Here is an 18,322-nt window from a genome sequence, read left to right as displayed (position 1 = left end):
GCCTCGTCAGATCGTCTCCGCCTTGGTGAACTTGATCTCGCTGATACCGCGCCGTCCGCCTTCACTGCGGACCATCTGGACGACCACCGGAATGACCTCGCGCAAGTAATCGAGGATTTCACTCCGTGAGAGCCCCGTACGGCCCTGCATGACCATGAGCGCCAGCCGCTCGTAGGCGGACCGGGCGGAATTGGCATGAACGGTCGTGAGCGAGCCCGGATGGCCGGTGTTGATCGCCTGGAGAAACGCGAAGGTTTCAGCGCCGCGTAACTCGCCCAACAACAGACGATCGGGTCGCATGCGAAGCGAGGCTTCGAGAAGCTGTTGCGCGGAGACTTTGGCAAGGCCCTGGTCGCCCTTCGAGGCTATCAGGGTGACGTTGTTGGGAGCCGGCAGCCTCAGTTCGCGGGTGTCTTCGATCGTGATGATCCGTTCATGAGCCGGGATCTCCTTCAGGAGTGCATTCAAGAACGTCGTCTTGCCGGTCGACGTGCCGCCTGAAACGACTATCGAGACGCGGTTGCGCACCGCATACTGGAGGAACTCCATCGGCGAGGTGTCCTGCAGCATTTCGACAAGTCGCTTTTCTTCGATTGAAAGCGCCAGGCCGCTGCCCATCGCCGTATTTTCGAACGCGCCGAGATCGTTATAGGCAGCAAGGCTCATATCCATGATGACCTGCTTGCGGATCGAGATCGCCCCGCCCTCGGGAGCCGCCGGCGGCAAGATGCATTGGACGCGCTCGCCTGAGGGTAGGGCTGCCGACAGGACCGGCTTTTCTTCGTTGATGACCTGATTTGTCGCCGAGGCGACACCCGTAGAGATATGCCTAATCCAGCCGGGCGTGACCTCGCGCTTGACGACGTGCTCCATTTCCTTGGCGCCGAGGCGTTCGATGAACAATTCACCTGGCCTGTTGATCGCAATCTCGGAAACCGAATCTTCGTTCAAATAGGACCATATCGGTTCGAGATGCGCGCGCAGAACCGGGGCTCTTGCCCAGGGGTCGGGGAGGGGATGCACAGCGTTCATTTCACCGGGCTCCCATAGCCGCGATAGAAATTATCCTTTGGCGTCGTGTAGAGAGGCGTCGGATCGATCGCCGACTTCGGCCGCCCACCTGCCCTCAGGCGCGCCACTTCTTCTTGAACGGGATCAGCGTATAAGTCCGAAAAATCGAGATCTCGCCGCACCAGCACAACAACCGATGTGCCCTGGTCGATGTAGACTGTCGGGCCAATGTTCTGCGTGTCGCGAAACGCCTCTTGCGCGAGTTGCTGCAGGGCGGTCGATGACTTGTCAAACGCGATGCCGCGGGCGTCGCGCTGCGAGCCATTGCCACCATACGTTACGGTTGTGGTCTCGCCGGTCACGGGATCGGTCGTCGACACCTGACGCTGTTGTCCATCCTGGCCCCTATCGCCAAGCGAGGACAGATATTCGGAGACACCGCCAACGACGGAAAGCATGATTGCATTGCCGTACCGTTCAACCCAGTGCGTGTCGACACGGCCGCCCATGCCACCGCGGCCGAGTGCATCTGCACCGGGCGACTTGATATCGACGGAAATGCCGTCTGAGCGAATGACCCTGTTCCAGACGATGAAAACGCGCTTCTGCCCGCGCGCGAGCCCCGAGCGATATTCCCCGGTCAGGCGCGAGCCCTTCGGAATGAGGATCCGCCTGCCGTCGAGCGAAAAAACATCCTCACGCACGACAGCGCGCACTGCGCCGGGAAGGTCGGTATTAACAGCGGTTTCCAAATAGCCGCGAAGGATCGTTCCTTCAGGGATCAACGCATCGGTGCGTCGGAAGACCCTGGCTTTGACACTGCCGGAAGAACTTGCCTCAGACTGCGCCAGGAACGCCTTGTTGGGATCACTGTCGGCGCCGGGGACCGGGACGATCTGACCGTCGGGCGCGATTTCGACCTGCGCCGCCTGGGCGCCGGCATTCGTCGATCCGGTTTCGTCGTTCGTCACCATCTGGTTCGAGCGCAGGCGTTCCCATACCGCCTTTTCATGCTCAGCGGCCTCAGCCTTGCGGCGAGCCTCGTCCTCAGCCGCAGCCTTGCGGCGGGCTTCTTCCGCCTCGGCCTTGCGGCGAGCTTCCTCGGCCGCCATTTGTGCCTCCAGCGCGCGCCGCTGCGCATCGAGATCCGCACCCTCCTGCACGGTCTGATCGACATCATCGGCTTGCTGCGTGCCGCTCTGGTCGGCGGCCGGTGGCGGCACCACGATCTGGTCGATCGTGCCGTCGGCAGGCTGCGGCGGCTCGTTCAACGCCGGTGGGCGGAACTCCGGCGGGTTGAAGTTTTCCTCGCCATCGCTGCGGAGATCGCGCGATACCGGCTCCCGAGGCCAGTTCAGCCATATCAGCGCGCCCACGAGCACCACACCGAGGCCTACCAGGGCGATCCTGGTTCCCACGCCCGCACCGCGGCGCGCGACAGACGGGCTGCCGTCCAGCTGGTTATAGTCGATCTGCGTCATCACCGTCCTCCGCTGGATCCGAACAAGGTGGAACCGCGTGTCAGTTTTTTTGGACCGTAGACCTGCTCGACTGGGTCGATGGCGTTGGGTTGCGCCCGGTTGTAGAGGCACAGCGTCTTGCCATCGGCTCGCAGTGTGAATTGCCGTGCCACCTTATCGATGACGGTGTATTTGCCCTGAGTGCGAACGTTGACCAGAGACTCATGGCGCTTGTCGTCGACAACGAAAATCGCCGGAATGTCACCCTTGAACTCCAAAAACACCTTGGTGCCGTCGTCGAACACGGTGCGCGGCTTCAGGCTGTCGTCGCCCTTATAGGCATAGTCGTAGTTGAGATCGGCATAGTTCAGGTCCTTCAAATCCGGATCGGCGGCGCTCTCCTTGGCCTGCGAGAGCAGCCGCGCGTTGATATCCTCGTCCGGGTATTTGAACCGGACCTGGAAGGATGCCCGGTCACGGCTATCGTCAGTCGCCTGCAGCAGCAGGGAATAGACGCGCCGGTTGGTAACCACGTTGACGTTGGTCCACGCATCGCGCTCCAGCGGCTTGACGAAGAGGAATCGCGATCCGCGCTTGGGGATGATCGACCAGCCTTTCGTGTCCCCAGCGGAGACGGTTTCGATGACTTCGGTCGGACTGAGCTCGACCATCGTGGAAATGCCAAGAGCTGCACGCACCGACGTCACATCGTCGTTGTTGAAGGTGACATATCGGATGCGGCCGTCGCGTGCGGCCGCACTGTGGATCGTGCCGAGCAGAAGGGCAGCCGACAGGGCGAGGCCCACGCGCCATCTCATTGCAGGCTTCCCGCGGCTGGCGCCGATTCCTGGTCGCGGCGGTAATCCGTAACCTGAAATCCCAACGGGTTGTCGAAACGCCATTCGTTCTTGAGCGGCGTTGAGGTGTAGCGGAATTTTATCACCGCCACCCAATTGTCGGCGGCGGACGAATTGTCCCGCCGCGTTGTCGTGGCAAAGCGCACCGAGGCTGTGTTGCGATTGAGCAGCGAAACCGACTTGATCTCGACCGAGACAGTGACATTGCGGCCAAAAATCTTGTCCAGCGATTGTGGGTTTGCTGGCGTATAAAGCCATGTCAAATCCTTGGACGCCGCGTCGGTCGAATAGAGCTGTGCCAGGTCGTAATTCTGTTTCAGTTCACGCGAATCGTAGGTTTCGCGGGCCCTGATGTAACGCACCAGATTGGCCGCCGTGACGGCCTCGTTTTGCGATAAATCGCCAGGCTTGAGCGCGCGCATGATCTCGAGGTAGCCCGTCGATTTGTCGACCTCGACAACATACGGTTCGAACTGCCGGAGCGGCAGGATCAGCACGAGCGCCAACAGCGACAGCACCGCCACCAGTCCGGAAACTCCGCTGACGATCCAGGCCAATGTGCGCGATCGGCGCATTGACCTATGCGTGTCGTCTTCCCAGGTCGCGCCTGCCCTGTAATAGCGCTTGTCGACGAGTTCGCGGCTGCTGCTAGCAGGTGTTTCCATTGAGATTGACACTTTAGTATTGCCTCGTTGGCGCGACGATCCTGATCCACGCCGAGATCGGTCATCGTTGTTGAGTCCTAGGCCAGGGGCTTGGAGTTATCGCGCGCACCTTGCTGGATGGCGGACCGAGCTGCGTCGTCCGCCCTTGCTGCTCGCGGAGACCGGAAGCTGTTTGCTGCGAGCTGCCGGGCGCCCCGAGCGGCGCGGCCTGCGGCCAATCGCGCGCCCGAATAGCGCACGGCATTCCTACCGAACGTCCCATATGAGTAACGAGCGCCCGTGGTGCTGAGATACCCGCCGCCATTCAGGATCGAAGAAATCGAGGGTATCTGCATGAGAACGTAGATGCCGATGATCGTCACCAGCACCAGGGGCAGCACCAGCGACATTTTGCTGTCCATGGTCGCTCCGCCTGATGTGGCGGTGTTCAGCGCCGCATTGACGAGCGAGAAGTAGAAACCGAGAAAGCCGTAGATCAGGATTTGCTGGATCATGAGAAAGGTGGTGAGCGAAAGGAAGCCTTCGCTCATGCGCGAGGACCAGCGGTAAAGCCAAAGAATGATCCATATCGGAGCCAGGGCGAGCGTGATGAACAACATCACTTTGGCGGCAATGATCGCGGCAATGGCAAGCGCTGCGAAGATGATGGCCGACAGCAGGACGAGCAGCGACAAGAGCGCGCCAAAAATGTCGTAGAAGGATCCGCTATAGACCTGATTGGCGACGTCCTGCGCCCCTTGGTAGAGGTTGTCGATAAGCGCTGGAATTGCGGCCTGGTCGTTGAGCTGATTCCCGGTGGCTCGCGACACGGCGCCAACGATGACCTTGCCGACCTCATCTGGAATGCTTTGGACAAGCTGATAGATCGTCGCGGAAAATGTGCCCCATCCGGTCAGCAGCAGATAGATGATGACGGCGCGACCGAGGCGATAGGCCGCCTCGAGCGGCGAGATCGATTCGCGCCCGCTCAGGATCGAATAACCCCACCACACGATATAGAGGGTCAGCATGAGGGTGAAGACGTTGCCCATCGCATTGCCCAACTGCATATAGACGGTGCGGACGAAGTCCTCACCGATGTTGTCAATGCCACCCAGAATGCTTGCGGCGAGACCGTTCATGGATCCTCGTCAATGATGCTGGCGAACGGCGTTGAATTGACCGGTTTTAGCGCGCCGCACTCGTCCGTGCGGGCATACGCCAAAGGCCCGCACGGCGCTTTCCGTTCGCGATTTGCGCATCCAAACAGCACTGCGCCGAGCCCAATTACAGCGCATATGCGCAGCACTCGCCGCGACAAGCGCTCAGCCCCCGCTCTTGCCGAATTCCGCGAACGGATTGACGGTGCGCGGTGTCATCATCTTCTGCACCTGGCTCTGGCGAAGAAGGTCCCCCTTCAGCTTCTCATTCAGGGCCGCGACCGCGCCGTTCTGGACACCGATCAGTTCGTTGACGGCGCGCGCGTTTTCCAGCTGCATTCGGGTGTTCTGGTCCACCGATCCCTTGACGTCCTGTGACTGCCCGATCTGCCCACTCGCGGACTGGAGGGACTGTTGGCGCTGGGTGACGCCCTGCGAAGCCTGCGAGGTCAATGCGCTTAGCAGCGAGGCCACATTGACGCTGCCGCCATAGGCCGTGTTGACGGCGCTGGTCTCCTTCCCGGCAATCTGCTGGAGCTGCTTCACCAGCTGGAGCCCATTGATGACGGCGCCTGCGATTTTCTGGATTTCGGGCGAAAGGCCACCAAACGAAAGAGCCCCGCCGTTCAGGATCGATCCGAACGAGGGAGCCTGGGCAATCGACATGTTGCCGCCAAGACCCATTTGTCCGATCCCGAGCGAACCGTCACGACTGCCGCTGAGAGCCTGCAGGATCTCCTCGCTCTTTTTCAGGATATCCTTGTTCGAATCCATGATGGAGTTGGTGTTGTCCGCATTCTTGCGGGCGACATCGAGATTGGCGCCATCAATGACGGCAATCTGTGCGTGGGCCGTGCTTGCCCAAAGCGCCAGACTGGCCGCAATTGCGAATATCTTCATGTCAGCCTCCTATTGCTGTAGAGAATTGATCACGCTGGCAGCGCCGGCAGGATCACTGGTGATGATCATCGAGCGACTGTCGGCCGAGCTTGCCGCCGCGTTCTCAAGTGCGCATGGTAGCCACCGGCCGCGATCGATCCTCAACCGCTCCAATTCCGCGGGATCACAAGAGAACGGGTTTGGAGAGCCGCTGTTCGGCTGTTGCACCAGCTTGGACGACTGCGATGCCTGAACATTCTGCAACGATAGAAGTTGGGCCAGCAACGTCGTAAAATCCCCCGCCTGGGCGAGGTACTGGTTGGTGACATCGGCGTTGATCCCACGAGCCGACGAGTTCAGCTCCCACGCATCCTTGTATTCGGTCACCTGGCCAACGTTGCCCGCCAGCGCGTCGATTGCAGCATCGTTAGCGCCAATCTGCGATGAACTTGCATCAAGGCCGCCAGCCGCCTTGCTCACCGTGCCCATGGCCGCTTCCTGAGCCGTGCCGCCGGCGCCGTCGGCCGTTACGATCGAGAATGGTGGCGGCGCGGCGGCGGGAGCCTTGCCGCTCGATACATAGTCGTTGAAGTAGCCGTTCCAGCGGCCGACGCCGCCGGCCCATTGGTTCTGCTCGCCTGCGTTCGATCCGTTGTAGAAGGAGGCGAGACAGCTGTAATTTGTCGCCCCGCATTGCTTGACACCCATTCCGAGATACTTGACACCGCCTTCGACGTTCTGCTCGTTCACGTCGCGGTCAAGTCCCATGGACTTGCCTGTGCCCTTGGTCAGTTGCATCACGCCTTTGACGCCGGTGTGGCTCCCGGCGCATGTGTCGAAGCGCGATTCCTGATAGGCAACGGACAGCGCCAGGCCTTCCGGCACGCCATATTTTTGCGCATAGTAGCGGATCATCTTCACGTTGCCCGCGTCGCGCTGCAACGCTTCGGCAGGCGACCGGCGAAACATCTGTGAGCGGTATTTGTTTGAATAGGTGCAGACGACGCTTTTCTTCCTGTCGGTTTCATCCTTCTTGGCCTCATCCGACTTCGTGCTGTGCTGCTCGTCCTCTTGCCGCTTGTCGAGGTTCTGCCCGTCGATCACCGCAATCTGAGCGACAGCCACGGACATGCTGCCCGCCGTCGCGAGAGCCACGGCCAGACAAAAGCCGCTAAGCCGCTTCGTCATGCTCGTCCTCCCATCCGCAGAAGTACGGCAGCCACATTTCCGGCTCGTCGCCGAAGGTTTCCCGGAGCCGTGCGCATTCCTTGCTGTTGGCTTCGTTCGAGGACAAGACCTTGATGAGATCGGGCATTGCCGACAAATCGAGCTTCGCTACGATCGAGTCGCTGTCGTGCTTGACGAGGAAGGTGCGTGTTTCCTTCGCGGTTCGGCGCACGAACTCGAATTCCTTCGCTGTCAGCGAGAAGCGCTCCATGTAGGACTCTTTGCTCGCCTTGGGATTGGGGAAGAAAATGTTGGTCTTCGTTTGCTCGATCAGTGAGGACGAGATGGAGGAACTGACGACATCTTCCGCTGTCTGCGTGCCGAAGCCGACCACGCCGTTGCGGCGACGAATGGTCTTCAGCGTCTCATTGATGAAAGCAGCGAAAACCTCATCGTCCAGCAGCTTCCAGCCTTCATCGAGGAAGAGCATGATCGGCGAGCCGTCGATGATATCCTCAAGACGATGGAAGATGTAGAGCAACGCCGCCGAGCGCAGCTTTCGGTCGCCCAGGATCTTCGTCATGTCGAACCCGACAACGGGTTTCGAGAAATCGACCAGATCGACGGGATTGTTGAAAAGCCAGCCCTTGTCCTTCGGGTCGAGCCAGGGTTGTATCCGCGCCGCCAGATCATTCATGCCAGGCATGAGCGAGCCCCGCAGCACTTCCGGCAGCAGGTCGAAGGTCCGCTGTTCGCGCGGTATCTTGTAGATCATGTCGACGGCCGCGTTGATGACGCGCATCTCGGCCACATCAAGCGCGCCGCCTTCCGGCGTCAGAATGTAGAGGAGTAAATCTTCCAGGAAAGAACGGTTTTCCGCCGTGTCATCAAGCTGCAATGGCGCGAACCCGGTCGGCTGAGAGGGTTCCATCACCTCGTAACGACCGCCGAGCGCCCGAACGAAGATCTCGGCGCCGCGCATGTAGTCGAAATAGACACATCGCGGCCTCGGCATAATGCGCATGGCCTGCGCCATCAAGAAGGACAGCACCACGGTCTTGCCCGAACCGGTCGGGCCGAATACCGTGAAGTGCCCGACATCGTGTACGTGGAAATTGAAATAGTAGGCTGTCTGGCTGGTCGTCTCGAGCAAGGCGATGGGCCGTTTCCAATGCAGCCGCTCACGTTGGCCGGACGGGAAATTGTGTCCTGAAAAAAGGCCGGCGAAATTCAGCGACGAAATCAACGCACGTCGCGCGATGTAGCTGAAATTTCCCGGCAACTGCGCCCAGAAGGCCAGTTCCGTGTTCAGTGTCTCGCGGACCGGCACGATCGACATGCGCGAAAGTTCGGCCGTGATGTCGGATAGCGCACGATTGAGACCAGTCATGTCCGGCGCCAATGCCATGACACTCATGTGATGTTGTCCGAATACGACTTCGCCGCCAGCCAGCTTGTCGGCACCGTCGTGGACGGAGACCTCGACCGTCGTGCCCGCCTCGTCGGAACCCTCGACCTGGTTGGCGATAGTGTTGATCCTGCGCATCGCCGTGACACGGTCTTCGATCGCGAAACTTTGCGTCAGGACAAACTCATGCGGCAGTCGCAACAGACCGTCCAAAGAGCCCGGCGCGGTGAACGGCGGATATTCCTTGATTGACACCATGGCGCCGAGCTTGGCTTGGTCCGGACCGCGAAGTTCCAGCGCCGACTTGCCGAAAAACAGCTGCCGCGTCGCCAGCACATCGCCAAGGGACATGCGCGGCAAAGGCATTTCCACGTCGCCACCACCGGCGAGGATTTTCGCCAGAAATTCGGCGGGCTCGGAAAAGAAGCTGTCGCGGCGCTTCACCACTCCGAGAAGACGTCCCCCATATGCGCTGAAATCCTTGACCATGCCGTCGAGGATGTCATGCAGTTCGGCTATTGCCTCTTCGCGGGTTTCTTCGCCAGCGGTGCTGATACGGAATGCATTGAGCGCCTTGTCCACCCAGCCGACCCGGCCGACCATCGGGCGCCGTATGACCGTCAGATACGCCTCGTTGACGAAGAGGTTTTTCGAGCCAAGCTCGTCCATGTAGCGGGCGTCGAGCTCGGCCACGAAAGGATTGTCAAAGTCGCCATCGATCTCCGGTGTCACGTGGCGGCGGATGATCGTTGTGTAGACCGCAAAGCGAGAGGTCGACAGGTTGCGGAAGGTGGTGTTGCGGTTGAACATTCGGCTGTTCAATTCGGCCTGATCCATCGTCTGGAAGGGCAGGCCGCTCAGCTGGATGACGCCAACCAGAAAGCCGCTCTTCGTCACGATCAGATTGTCATCGACATGGCGAAGGTAGGGGATGTGCATCGCAGCCGGCTTTTCGCGGCGGCGCTCACGGCCAAACTTCAGCTCTGCATCGAGGCTCATGGCGAATAGCTCCTCGCCCCCCAGAAAGTGAGATTCGCCACCGCTCCGCGTTTGGAGACGCGCCGCTCGAAAATATGAAAGATGTAGGGATCGCGCTGGCACAGATATGCGCTGACCAGATGCACCACGCCGAACACGCCAAGACCGAGCATGAAGCTGCTCGTGGCGATGAAGCCGATCACCGCCAGGATGCCGTTCAGTGCAAAAACTTCATATCGCACCCCCCATTTCATCGGGGGGCGTGTTAGGGGCAGGCTGACCGGTTCGACATAGACTTCCTCGTCGTCCATGGCTCAGCTGCCTCCAGCCGTCGCGCGAACCGCGTCCACCAGCTGGGCGGCGCCGAAGATCAGAGCGATGCCGATGATGATGGAAAAGGCCATCATCCACGCCAGCCGGCCTGTCATGGCGAGGAAGCCGAGAAAACAGACCGCAATGATGGCGAATGAGCGCGCTATGTTGCCCTGCAGAACGCCGACGAACCATTCCAGCACGTTTTCGACGGGGGCCGCCGACTGGGCGTACGCGGTGGCTGGCGCGAGCGCTATTCCGACCGCCGAGGCCAAGGCCAGTTTCAGGGCAAATTTGCCCGCTTTCCTGTATTCCACCCTTGGCTCCTTTCAGTTGCCGAAATCCATGACATGACCATCCTGCCAAGCGTCCTCGCTTGCTGGCGGAGCGGCCGCCAGCATTTCGGATTTGGTCAGGGCGGACTTCTTCACGACACCGCCGAACTTCCAGCGGTTCAGTATCTTCACGATGTATTCAGCCGTCTCCGGATTCACCGGAATGCCCTGCGCCTTGTAGACGCTGTTGGGTCCGGCGTTATAAGCCGCCAGCATCAGCAGCGGATCCTGGAACTCGTCATAGAGGGACTTCAGATAGCGCAGGCCAGCCCGAACATTCGCCTGCGTGTCGCAACGGTCGCTCACGCCGAGACCGGCCGCCGTTCCCGGCATCAACTGCATGATCCCAAGGGCTCCGGCCTTGGACGGACCCTGATTGGCGCCGAGATCGCTTTCAGCCCATGCGATCGCCTCGGCCAGATCGGCGTCGAAGCCTTCGTCCAGCGCGACTGAACGCACAAGTTCGGCGACATCAGTACGGTTTCCGGTCTTGCACGCCCCAGGCCTCTGCGCCCCGACTGAGGTAAGGGCTTGCGCCGGCGTTGCAAAAGCGACCGCGACGCGGTCTGATGCCAGATCCCGGCCGTGCGCTTCCAAGGGCATCGTAGCGGCACACAGAGTGAGCAGAAGAGCTGTTCGAGTGTTCATACTGTCGCCAAAATTTAACACTTTACTATGGCTACACGCAGCCCTAGTAAAGTGTCAACACCATATGCACCGCAGGGACGGATTTCGATGAAACAGATTGCCCTTTGCACGGCTTTGCTGCTCCAGGGCAGCGCGGCTTATGCTGCCGGCTCCGACGCTCCAAATGCCTTCGCGCAGCCGTCGGAACACTACCTGCTCCAGTTTGCCAAGCCGGGCGAGAAGGTGTTCGTCTATGAGCGCTACGATGCGAAAGGCGCGCTCTTTCAGCGCGACGCGGCGACCCTCAGTTCGCCGGTTAAGGCGTCGTCGGCGACCGAGCGCGTCATCAATGGCGTGGCCTATCGACTGCGCGGCCTCGCGGCCTGCCCAAATCCAAAGATTACCTACAAGACGCAGGCGTGGGACTGCACGAAGGCTGCGCAGGACTATGAAGAAGGAATCTACAACCATCGTGCTTCTGTCGTGCTTTGCAGAACGCTCGTGCTGCAGAGCAGGAAGGGGGAACCCGACGCCGTGTCGTGTTTTTCTCTCGTGGGTGCGGGCAATACAAACGACCCGTACAACGTCGCCTACGATGATGACGAAATGGTTTTCTTCGGCATGGCCGCAATCGGACGCAACAAGGACGGCAAGTCGCTGCGCCCCGATCTGGAGCACTCCGCCGACCTCGGTGGACAGTTCCAGGAATGAAACAGGCGCGCTTTGCAGTGCTGGCCGCTTTTGGTTTGTGCGCATCGGCACAGGCCCAGGATGCATCCGAATCTGCTGCGCAAACGCCCTTCGCGGTATCGAAATCGGCTCAACTACTGACCGGAGATACCTGGCGTGACGGCGACCATCTTTTCCGCCTCTATGGCGTGCAGTCATGTCTTCGCGGCACGTCGGCTGAACAGCCAAATGGGAACAAACTCGATTGCGGGAACATCTCGCTGGCGCATCTGGCAGCACTGTTCGATAGCGCGGCGGTGACATGCCAGCCAATCGGCTATGCCCTCGACAAGGCGGCCTTTGTCGTCTGCGGTGCGCAGCTGAATGGCGACACAATCGACGTCGGTACCGCGCTCATAGCGACCGGATACGCGTTTGCCGCAACGACAGCAAAGGGCAAAGCCGTCAATGAGAACTACCTCGTTGCGGAAATCAACGCTAAGATGAAACGTGCAGGTTTGTGGGGCACGACGTTTCAGCATCCTGTTCAGCTGCTGCTAAATAAGCGGTAGGAGAGACAACAATGAAGCACGACGATGAGGCGCACAAATATTACTATCCCGTGGAAGGACGCACCGAAGGCGCCATCGGCGATGCTATCGCATTCATCGCGATCATCTTGGTGCCGGCGGGGCTCTATGCGGCCTGGAACACCGTGGCTGCATGGATTTCAGCACTCTTCTCCTAGGACCGGAGTTTCGCGAAGGAACCGAGCAACGCGCGAAAATCGTCGACATCAACCTCGCACCAGTCATGAGCCGTCAGCCGTTCAAAGTAAGCAGCCTTCATTTTCATTTCCTCGATAGTGGCTACTGGAGCAATGGCAGCACGCCTTCGCACCGCGGCCTCTTCCGCCATGACCGCGTCCAGTCTCTGACCCAGCAAGATAGCATCCGTACCCTCTGCCTCCATCGCACGCTTGCCGATACGTTCAAGTTCAGCGACGCTCTGACGATGTTCCGCAATCAGTTTCGTGACGTCTTCAGCCGCTGCCATCACTCCGTTGCGACAGACCAATTGAATAGGCATTGACCGGCTCCTCGCGCATGACAATTCGTAAATGATACCTGGGCAGGCGAGAAAAATAGGGGGTTCATCCCTCTGTTTCTCAGGCTCCTGACCCGTAGCTTCCCCTACTTTCACTCATGCGGTCACACTCCGCCGCTGCCACCAGACAAAACGTTTCAGATTGTAGGCGTGCCGGCCAAATCGAGTTGATAAAAACGTTGATTGAGGACGAAGGCACGATAGGATACGAAGCCTGGCGAAACGGAACGAAACTAGAGCCTATAAGTTGTTGTTTAGGAACGGAAAATTATTTCTCCCTCCGCCTAACGATGGGAGTGATTTCAAAGAATTGTTCAAACGACTGGCGGCGGCGGGTGCGGGTCGACTGTTGGGCAAAGACGGGTTTCCTGCAGGCCCATGGACGCCCGAGCTCCTTGCAGAGGCGATTTCACAGATTGATGCTAACCGGGTTGGGGTCGATCTGCGAACGGTGCAGCTTTGGTTTCAAGAGAACGACAAGGGAATTAGCACTGCCAACATTCGTTGGCTGGCGAGGGTTTTTGGATGCGATGATCCGGCCGCAACTAGCGAATGGCAGATGGAGCTTAGCGCGGCCCAATCGCGGTTATCGGCCAAGAGACGAGAATGGAAGAGAGCCGGAAGCAGCGTTGCACAAGAGATTCCAGATACGGCACAGGCTACGACCTTCGATGATGAGACAGACTCCCCGGCAGAGCCGACACGGGATACTGACGCCAAGGGGCCGAGCCAGCATTTCAGTTTGGCGAGGAAATCGGAGGCGTTTTTTAGTCACGGATCTCCCCTGAATTTACCGGCGTCGGTGTTTGCCGGCATGACCGCCCTCGGCTTCTTGTCGTACATCATTGGTATCCACAACGTCACCTACGAGCGAGCGGACGGGCTCGTTAAGCAGGTTGGATTCCTTTGGGCCGCAAATTGGACACTCGACTTTATGGTGTTCTTACCGCTGTTTTTCTTCTTCGTTATTGAGTTGCTGGACTTCTGGAAAAGTGAGGGGCGCAGAAAGCTCGCAGCGCAGGGCGATCAGGCGGAAAGCGACGACGCTTGGTTACGCAACGTTGACGCTTCCTCCTACACATATTGGTCGGTTTTTTTGATTTGCTTGCTGTTCGCGGGTCTTTTTCAATGGATCGGCGTGTCCTTGATCCCGTTGATGAAGGGCGGTGGCAACTATGCCATGGATTGGGGAAAAATAGCTCTTGTGCGTCCTGAGGTCATATCTGTCCCTGAAACAGTCATCTTTACGGGGGTCGCTTACCTATACATGTGTCTGGTGTTTTATCTTTTCTTCGCCGGCCTCATTTTGCTCTATACGGTTGTTCATGATCTTTGGAGAATTGGAGACGGATTGAAGAAGCTGCCGCATGTTGAACATCAGCAAGAGCTCAATGATGCCGGCCTCAGAGTGATGCGTGGGGTTTTTCGGTGTACTGTTTTGGGGGTTCTGGTCGCCATATGGATGAAGGTCCAAAGCTCTTATCTGGCATCCGGTGGTGAGAATATTGTGGCATGGCTGGTCGGCGATATGTCCTCGATCTTCCAAGGTCGCGTTGATGTCAGCACCGGGTACCGCTATCGTATGCCGACCCATTACAGTAGCCTTCTTATCGTTATTTCGACCTGTTTTGTATTTCTGTACGGCTCCATCCGATTAGGTGTCGGAGGTCGATTTCATGCGCCTTTGTGGAAGATGTCAGCGGTCGTGGCGTTACTTGTTGTCAGCTACTTGCTGATCGACGCGTTTGCCGGCTTTTCGACCCTTCTGGCCATTTCAGTGCTAGTCGCACTATACGGCCTATTCGATCCAGGATTAGGCCGCCGGTGAGCGAGCGAGTAAGGAAACAATCAGAGTGTTTCATAGTTGGCTAGATCGTTGGGACGAACGCCGGGCCCTTCGCGGTGAGGAAGGGAAGAAACCAACGGATTTCGTCCTTGACGCGGAACGCGCCTTTCCAGGTGCGAAGAAGATAACGAGTATCGAGGAATTCTGTGCCCTTGCGGACCAAGCCGTGGCTGATCCAGCCTTTTTCGATGGCCCGAATGTGAGTGATCAGGGGTTTGAAAAGCTAGATGGGTGGCTCAAATTTCCATCCGACATTTCTACTGATATCGAACAGAACAATGTCGTCTCGGCGAAAATCACAGAAAGCGGGTCGTTAGATCAGGCGATGGTGATTTTTCACCATTGGAATGCAAGCTCTCGGAATGGTCAAATTGCCAACTTTTTCTCGCAGCGTGGCATCACGGTTGTCGAGATTGCTATGCCTTATCACTTCGAGCGCAGCCGTCCCGGCTCGATGCACGCCGACTATATGCTTAGCCCTAATCTCGGTCGAACGATCCAATCGGTAAGGCAGGCAGTGTTGGATGGGCGAAAACTCATACGTTGGTTGAAGATCGAAGGCTATCGAGAGATTTCGGTTCTCGGTATGAGCTTAGGCTCCTGGGTTGCGGGGTTGCTCGCGGCGTACGACTCGGCTGTGTCAAAAGCATCGTTGTTTCTGACGGCGGGGAGTCTAGCGGATATGGTTTGGACGGGTCGCGCAACACGAGTAATACGTGCTAGCCTGGAGCCTGAGATTGAGCTGACCGATCTCAGGAGGGCCTGGGGTCCACTTAACTTGGAGAATTACGCACGTAGTTTGGCACGGCCTGATCTCGATCTTCACGTTGTGTTGGCTAAGAGAGACAAAGTGGTGTTGCCAGAGCTATCGAAGAGCTTCATGCAGAAGCTGAAGGACGCCGGAGCTAGGCCAAATATTTTGGAATTAAACTGTGGTCATTATTCGCTCGCCATGCCGCCATACATTTTGTTGGCCGGGTTGAGCTTGAAGCGGTTTCTGTCGTGTGCTGACAAGTTGGCCCGGCGAGCATGAGTTTGCCGTTGGCCGGTCAGTTCACCAGGAAAAATCTCTGATAGGCATCACGACACGAAAGTGATGAATCTGGGTCGCCCCCTACCGGAACCGCCCCCGGAAGTGGCCGACAACGGCGCGGGCATGACACCGGCTTGTTGAAAAGGCCACGGCGCCGGCACAGTCGCCAAAGTCCCTTATGATCGCCGCCGCTGCAACAGGCTCACAGCGGACGATGACAGCAGCGGCCCGACAGCCGCGGCGGAGAGCGCGAGTCAGCCGCCGGGCTTGACCAGGGGCATATGGGCGGCGCCGGCTGGGCGAATAATAGGCCCTTTAGCAACACTCGTGGAGGCTAGGTGTCGGCTCTGCCAAACGCGATCTTTTCAGAAAAGAGGAAGGTCGCTGGATCAAGTTTCAACGCCTTGGCGATCGCGGCTATGGTGTCCACGCTGATGTTGCCGCTCGCGCGTTCGAGTTTCGTGTATGTCGCCTCCGCCACGCCGATGAGCTCAGCCATCTCATAGCGGTGCAAAGTACGTCGTTGTCGCTCAATATCGATGATGTGGGCCAGCCTCTTGCGGATCGCATTGTCGTCCAACCGATGCGCCCACTCCGGAACTTTCTTACCGCCGGCAAGCAGTCCTGCAAAAGACACTTGCAAGCCGTTTGCCATGATCTGCAGCGTCGTCAATGTGACATTATTTTTCTGACGCACTGTCTGAATGTAGGTTCGATAGGCCAGTTTTTCGCCCTCGGCGGTCCGAAACAGTTCGGCCATGTGCATATGGGATAGGCCGCGTCTGGCTCTCTCCCGCTCAAGCGTCAGTGCAATGTTGGCGCGCAACGGGTTATTGACCACGCCTCCGTCGTCTCGTTTCATAAATCGATGTAGTCGCACAAACCTGCCTTTTCGACCTGTCCTTTTTCGCGCGGATCATCCATAGTAAACTGTCAAATCTGCAGCGAGGAAAAGGCTATGACCATACTCAAATTCCTACTAGGGGGTGCCGTCGCCATCGCGGGCGCCGCAGCTCTTCCATCCCAATCAAAAGCGTCGGAATGGGGCTGTCAGGTTCTCCTATGTCTTTCCGGCGATTGGCAAGGCACCCCCTCGTGCCACCCGCCAATTTACAAGTTGATTGCGGCGATGGAAGCCCCGGGTTTTAATTGGCCGACCTGTCCGCAAGCCAACTCAAGCGCGGCGAGATATGAGAAGTATGAGGATTGTCCGTCTGGCTGGCAAGCAGTTGACAGCTCCGAATCCGATCGGCCGGGCTTAGGTCAAGAACGGAACGTCTGCCGCATCGCGGCCGATAGGCTCTCCCTGCACGTTGTTTTCAAAAACAACGCCCTCGGCGGGCATCATGGAGACGGATCACGTCCGGTCCAAATCGAAATCGACGGTAAGGTGGTTGCGGCAACAATCCAGACCGCCGGAAACGATCGAGGGCATTCCCTTGGTAATGGCCCCACCTACTACACCATCCCTCGACCGATGCGCGGAAAGCCCTGGTTCATCGAGTATGATGACGCGAACGGCGTGCGCCAGAAAAGCTGGTTCACTCTCAACATCCCATGAGCCAGGCGATCACGCAGGACGAGGTGCTACGACGGTGACAATTTCAGGGAGGTTTGAAGTGTTCAAGGCGCTTCTCCTGTCCGCTGTGATTATGAACACAGGCACAGTGTTGGCGGCAGCTGGTCAGAGCGACAAGCCGCGAGCAAACGTAGACAACCCTATGTGGCCGGCTTCACTGAAATGGGACTGCAAGACCGCAGCCAAAATCGTGTGCGAGCGCGATGGCAGTTGTTCGGCGGCTGAGGACCACACTGGATTTGTGCTGAACTACGGCAGCAACGAAGCTGAGTTTCCGGCCAGCAATGTCAGGATCAAACGCCACTATCAACAGACCGTGCAGGGGAGCCCTTTGCAGCAGGAAGTTAAAGTTGAATTGGCCGACAATCGCGTTCTTTGGCTGACGGCCGTGGATGCCAGCCGCACTTATTCGCAGGCGTGGGTCGGCGCACTGAGCGAGTTGAAGGGTGGCGCGGTACTCATGGAATCCGAGGGCGTCTATTGCATGCCGGACAAGTGAGTGCGCCGGGAGGGGAGGCGAGCGAAGGCCGATATCGTCTCACCTGGGGCGCCGGCCCCGGCGCTTCAGAAGAGTTCATAGTCTCCCACCCAGTCTTAATCAGACAGTGAGGTGACGTTGATAACATCGATCTGTCGAAGAATAAGTCGTACTGTTACAACAATGAAGGTTTGTCATTAGATTACAACCGACAAGACTAGCAGAACGGGCCATTAAAGCAGTTAATTAGTAAGGAATACTAACATTTACTGATAGAAGTCGCATAATCTATCTTATGGAACTTGCTAAGCGAGATCGTCGGGCAGATTTTCACATTGCGCCACGTTGAACACGATGAAGCGCTTCAGGAACGGTATGGCCTGTGCCGCCTCGCCGGTTTCCCGCGCGCGAGTCTTCTCGTCGTCAGGGATGAAGCGATCGGCATAGACGACGGTGGTCCCGTGTTCGCCCTTGCGGACATGGCCGCCCAGCGATAGCGCCTGGCGAAAGGTCAGCCAGCTCTGGACGGGAAAGCCATGCTCGATGACCGCACCCCACAGGATCAGCACGTTGATCCCGGAATAGGCGCGGCGGGTCGCGGCATTGGCCGGCATAGCGAGGGGCACTTGCGCCGCCGCCGTGCTCCAGGGCTGCACCCAGGGAAATCGCCCAGCCTCCAGCTCGGCGATGATCTTATTGGTGATGTCGTCATAGAGGCTTGCCCGGTCGGCGCCGGCGCGAGCGTAACGTCTGGACATCGCGGTTCTCCGCG

20 protein-coding genes and 1 pseudogene are annotated in these 18,322 nt (G+C 58.5%); 7 read left to right on the top strand and 14 right to left on the bottom strand.

Annotated elements, in window-relative coordinates; genetic code table 11:
- Window positions 1-6 precede the first annotated feature (6 nt).
- The 11 genes from virB11 to AC1DXM_RS26700 form a co-directional block, all read right to left on the bottom strand.
- Window positions 7-1,032: a P-type DNA transfer ATPase VirB11 gene (virB11, locus tag AC1DXM_RS26750; protein ID WP_477237796.1), complete on the bottom strand. Its 1,026-nt coding sequence runs from the start codon at window positions 1,030-1,032 to the stop codon at window positions 7-9.
- A complete protein-coding gene (gene virB10 / locus AC1DXM_RS26745; protein ID WP_477237794.1) occupies window positions 1,029-2,492 on the bottom strand; it encodes a type IV secretion system protein VirB10 in 1,464 nt (487 codons plus the stop codon). The genes virB11 and virB10 overlap by 4 nt, the downstream gene beginning before the upstream one ends.
- Window positions 2,492-3,289: a TrbG/VirB9 family P-type conjugative transfer protein gene (locus tag AC1DXM_RS26740; RefSeq protein WP_477237792.1), complete on the bottom strand. Its 798-nt coding sequence runs from the start codon at window positions 3,287-3,289 to the stop codon at window positions 2,492-2,494. Before AC1DXM_RS26740 ends, virB10 begins: the two co-directional genes overlap by 1 nt.
- Entirely contained in the window at window positions 3,286-3,993 is a 708-nt protein-coding gene (locus AC1DXM_RS26735) for a VirB8 family type IV secretion system protein (RefSeq protein ID WP_477237790.1), read from the bottom strand. The genes AC1DXM_RS26740 and AC1DXM_RS26735 overlap by 4 nt, the downstream gene beginning before the upstream one ends.
- Window positions 3,994-4,070: 77 nt before the next feature.
- Window positions 4,071-5,114 (bottom strand): TrbL/VirB6 family protein, encoded by a 1,044-nt coding sequence (locus tag AC1DXM_RS26730; RefSeq protein WP_477237788.1) that lies wholly within the window; start codon window positions 5,112-5,114, stop codon window positions 4,071-4,073.
- Between the two features lie 183 nt (window positions 5,115-5,297).
- Window positions 5,298-6,032 carry a type IV secretion system protein gene (locus tag AC1DXM_RS26725; protein ID WP_477237786.1) on the bottom strand — a complete coding sequence of 245 codons (735 nt, stop codon included), beginning with the start codon at window positions 6,030-6,032 and terminating at the stop codon, window positions 5,298-5,300.
- 9 nt (window positions 6,033-6,041) lie between these two features.
- The gene (locus AC1DXM_RS26720; protein WP_477237784.1) at window positions 6,042-7,199 is read right to left on the bottom strand and encodes a transglycosylase SLT domain-containing protein; all 1,158 of its coding nucleotides are present in this window, start codon (window positions 7,197-7,199) and stop codon (window positions 6,042-6,044) included.
- Window positions 7,183-9,585, bottom strand: a complete 2,403-nt coding sequence (locus tag AC1DXM_RS26715) for a VirB4 family type IV secretion/conjugal transfer ATPase (protein WP_477237782.1) — start codon at window positions 9,583-9,585, stop codon at window positions 7,183-7,185. Before AC1DXM_RS26715 ends, AC1DXM_RS26720 begins: the two co-directional genes overlap by 17 nt.
- On the bottom strand, window positions 9,582-9,875 hold the full coding sequence (locus AC1DXM_RS26710) for a VirB3 family type IV secretion system protein (protein ID WP_006339854.1): 294 nt from the start codon (window positions 9,873-9,875) through the stop codon (window positions 9,582-9,584). Before AC1DXM_RS26710 ends, AC1DXM_RS26715 begins: the two co-directional genes overlap by 4 nt.
- A gap of 3 nt (window positions 9,876-9,878) precedes the next feature.
- The gene (locus AC1DXM_RS26705; protein ID WP_023720448.1) at window positions 9,879-10,193 is read right to left on the bottom strand and encodes a TrbC/VirB2 family type IV secretion system protein; all 315 of its coding nucleotides are present in this window, start codon (window positions 10,191-10,193) and stop codon (window positions 9,879-9,881) included.
- Window positions 10,194-10,205: 12 nt separating this feature from the next.
- Window positions 10,206-10,808 carry a lytic transglycosylase domain-containing protein gene (locus AC1DXM_RS26700; RefSeq protein WP_477237779.1) on the bottom strand — a complete coding sequence of 201 codons (603 nt, stop codon included), beginning with the start codon at window positions 10,806-10,808 and terminating at the stop codon, window positions 10,206-10,208.
- A 138-nt stretch (window positions 10,809-10,946) separates the two neighbouring features.
- On the opposite strand from AC1DXM_RS26700, the gene AC1DXM_RS26695 reads away from it, so the two are divergent.
- The 3 genes from AC1DXM_RS26695 to AC1DXM_RS26685 are packed head-to-tail and all read left to right on the top strand — an operon-like array spanning window position 10,947 to window position 12,255.
- A complete protein-coding gene (locus tag AC1DXM_RS26695) occupies window positions 10,947-11,549 on the top strand; it encodes a hypothetical protein (RefSeq protein WP_477237777.1) in 603 nt (200 codons plus the stop codon).
- Window positions 11,546-12,079, top strand: a complete 534-nt coding sequence (locus AC1DXM_RS26690; RefSeq protein WP_477237775.1) for a thermonuclease family protein — start codon at window positions 11,546-11,548, stop codon at window positions 12,077-12,079. The genes AC1DXM_RS26695 and AC1DXM_RS26690 overlap by 4 nt, the downstream gene beginning before the upstream one ends.
- Before the next feature lie 11 nt (window positions 12,080-12,090).
- Entirely contained in the window at window positions 12,091-12,255 is a 165-nt protein-coding gene (locus AC1DXM_RS26685) for a hypothetical protein (RefSeq protein WP_477237773.1), read from the top strand.
- Here AC1DXM_RS26685 and AC1DXM_RS26680 read toward each other — a convergent pair.
- Window positions 12,252-12,596: a hypothetical protein gene (locus tag AC1DXM_RS26680; RefSeq protein WP_477237772.1), complete on the bottom strand. Its 345-nt coding sequence runs from the start codon at window positions 12,594-12,596 to the stop codon at window positions 12,252-12,254. The genes AC1DXM_RS26685 and AC1DXM_RS26680 overlap by 4 nt on opposite strands.
- Before the next feature lie 268 nt (window positions 12,597-12,864).
- Between AC1DXM_RS26680 and AC1DXM_RS26675 the strand changes: the two genes are divergently transcribed.
- Together AC1DXM_RS26675 and AC1DXM_RS26670 are read left to right on the top strand one after the other, a co-directional pair.
- Window positions 12,865-14,442 (top strand): RcgA family putative transporter, encoded by a 1,578-nt coding sequence (locus AC1DXM_RS26675; protein WP_477237964.1) that lies wholly within the window; start codon window positions 12,865-12,867, stop codon window positions 14,440-14,442.
- Window positions 14,443-14,467: 25 nt separating this feature from the next.
- Window positions 14,468-15,493: an RcgR family putative quorum lactone hydrolase gene (locus AC1DXM_RS26670; protein WP_477237770.1), complete on the top strand. Its 1,026-nt coding sequence runs from the start codon at window positions 14,468-14,470 to the stop codon at window positions 15,491-15,493.
- Window positions 15,494-15,827: 334 nt separating this feature from the next.
- Here the strand turns inward: AC1DXM_RS26670 and AC1DXM_RS26665 are convergent, their stop codons facing one another.
- Window positions 15,828-16,253 carry a helix-turn-helix domain-containing protein gene (locus tag AC1DXM_RS26665; RefSeq protein WP_477237768.1) on the bottom strand — a complete coding sequence of 142 codons (426 nt, stop codon included), beginning with the start codon at window positions 16,251-16,253 and terminating at the stop codon, window positions 15,828-15,830.
- A gap of 198 nt (window positions 16,254-16,451) precedes the next feature.
- On the opposite strand from AC1DXM_RS26665, the gene AC1DXM_RS26660 reads away from it, so the two are divergent.
- Complete coding sequence (locus tag AC1DXM_RS26660; RefSeq protein ID WP_477237766.1) at window positions 16,452-17,054, top strand: hypothetical protein; 603 nt, start codon at window positions 16,452-16,454, stop codon at window positions 17,052-17,054.
- A 58-nt stretch (window positions 17,055-17,112) separates the two neighbouring features.
- On the top strand, window positions 17,113-17,571 hold the full coding sequence (locus AC1DXM_RS26655; protein ID WP_477237764.1) for a hypothetical protein: 459 nt from the start codon (window positions 17,113-17,115) through the stop codon (window positions 17,569-17,571).
- Window positions 17,572-17,858: 287 nt separating this feature from the next.
- Here AC1DXM_RS26655 and AC1DXM_RS26650 read toward each other — a convergent pair.
- Window positions 17,859-18,308, bottom strand: a pseudogene (locus AC1DXM_RS26650) (ArdC-like ssDNA-binding domain-containing protein); the annotation flags it as partial.
- Window positions 18,309-18,322 lie beyond the last annotated feature (14 nt).

It is taken from the genome of Mesorhizobium sp. P3_A2 (genome assembly GCF_056403115.1).
The sequence above is the reverse complement of the archived record's forward strand: the minus strand, read 5'-3'. Positions and strand labels throughout refer to the sequence as shown.

Coding starts and splice junctions, on each gene's coding strand:
- AC1DXM_RS26660 (WP_477237766.1), top strand. CDS start 16,452: ATGACCATACTCAAATTCCTACTAGGGGGTGCCGTCGCCATCGCGGGC.
- AC1DXM_RS26730 (WP_477237788.1), bottom strand. CDS start 5,114: ATGAACGGTCTCGCCGCAAGCATTCTGGGTGGCATTGACAACATCGGT.
- AC1DXM_RS26690 (WP_477237775.1), top strand. CDS start 11,546: ATGAAACAGGCGCGCTTTGCAGTGCTGGCCGCTTTTGGTTTGTGCGCA.
- AC1DXM_RS26685 (WP_477237773.1), top strand. CDS start 12,091: ATGAAGCACGACGATGAGGCGCACAAATATTACTATCCCGTGGAAGGA.
- AC1DXM_RS26735 (WP_477237790.1), bottom strand. CDS start 3,993: ATGGAAACACCTGCTAGCAGCAGCCGCGAACTCGTCGACAAGCGCTAT.
- AC1DXM_RS26680 (WP_477237772.1), bottom strand. CDS start 12,596: ATGCCTATTCAATTGGTCTGTCGCAACGGAGTGATGGCAGCGGCTGAA.
- AC1DXM_RS26715 (WP_477237782.1), bottom strand. CDS start 9,585: ATGAGCCTCGATGCAGAGCTGAAGTTTGGCCGTGAGCGCCGCCGCGAA.
- AC1DXM_RS26710 (WP_006339854.1), bottom strand. CDS start 9,875: ATGGACGACGAGGAAGTCTATGTCGAACCGGTCAGCCTGCCCCTAACA.
- AC1DXM_RS26740 (WP_477237792.1), bottom strand. CDS start 3,289: ATGAGATGGCGCGTGGGCCTCGCCCTGTCGGCTGCCCTTCTGCTCGGC.
- AC1DXM_RS26720 (WP_477237784.1), bottom strand. CDS start 7,199: ATGACGAAGCGGCTTAGCGGCTTTTGTCTGGCCGTGGCTCTCGCGACG.
- virB10 (WP_477237794.1), bottom strand. CDS start 2,492: ATGACGCAGATCGACTATAACCAGCTGGACGGCAGCCCGTCTGTCGCG.
- AC1DXM_RS26725 (WP_477237786.1), bottom strand. CDS start 6,032: ATGAAGATATTCGCAATTGCGGCCAGTCTGGCGCTTTGGGCAAGCACG.
- AC1DXM_RS26665 (WP_477237768.1), bottom strand. CDS start 16,253: ATGGCCGAACTGTTTCGGACCGCCGAGGGCGAAAAACTGGCCTATCGA.
- AC1DXM_RS26695 (WP_477237777.1), top strand. CDS start 10,947: ATGAAACAGATTGCCCTTTGCACGGCTTTGCTGCTCCAGGGCAGCGCG.
- virB11 (WP_477237796.1), bottom strand. CDS start 1,032: ATGAACGCTGTGCATCCCCTCCCCGACCCCTGGGCAAGAGCCCCGGTT.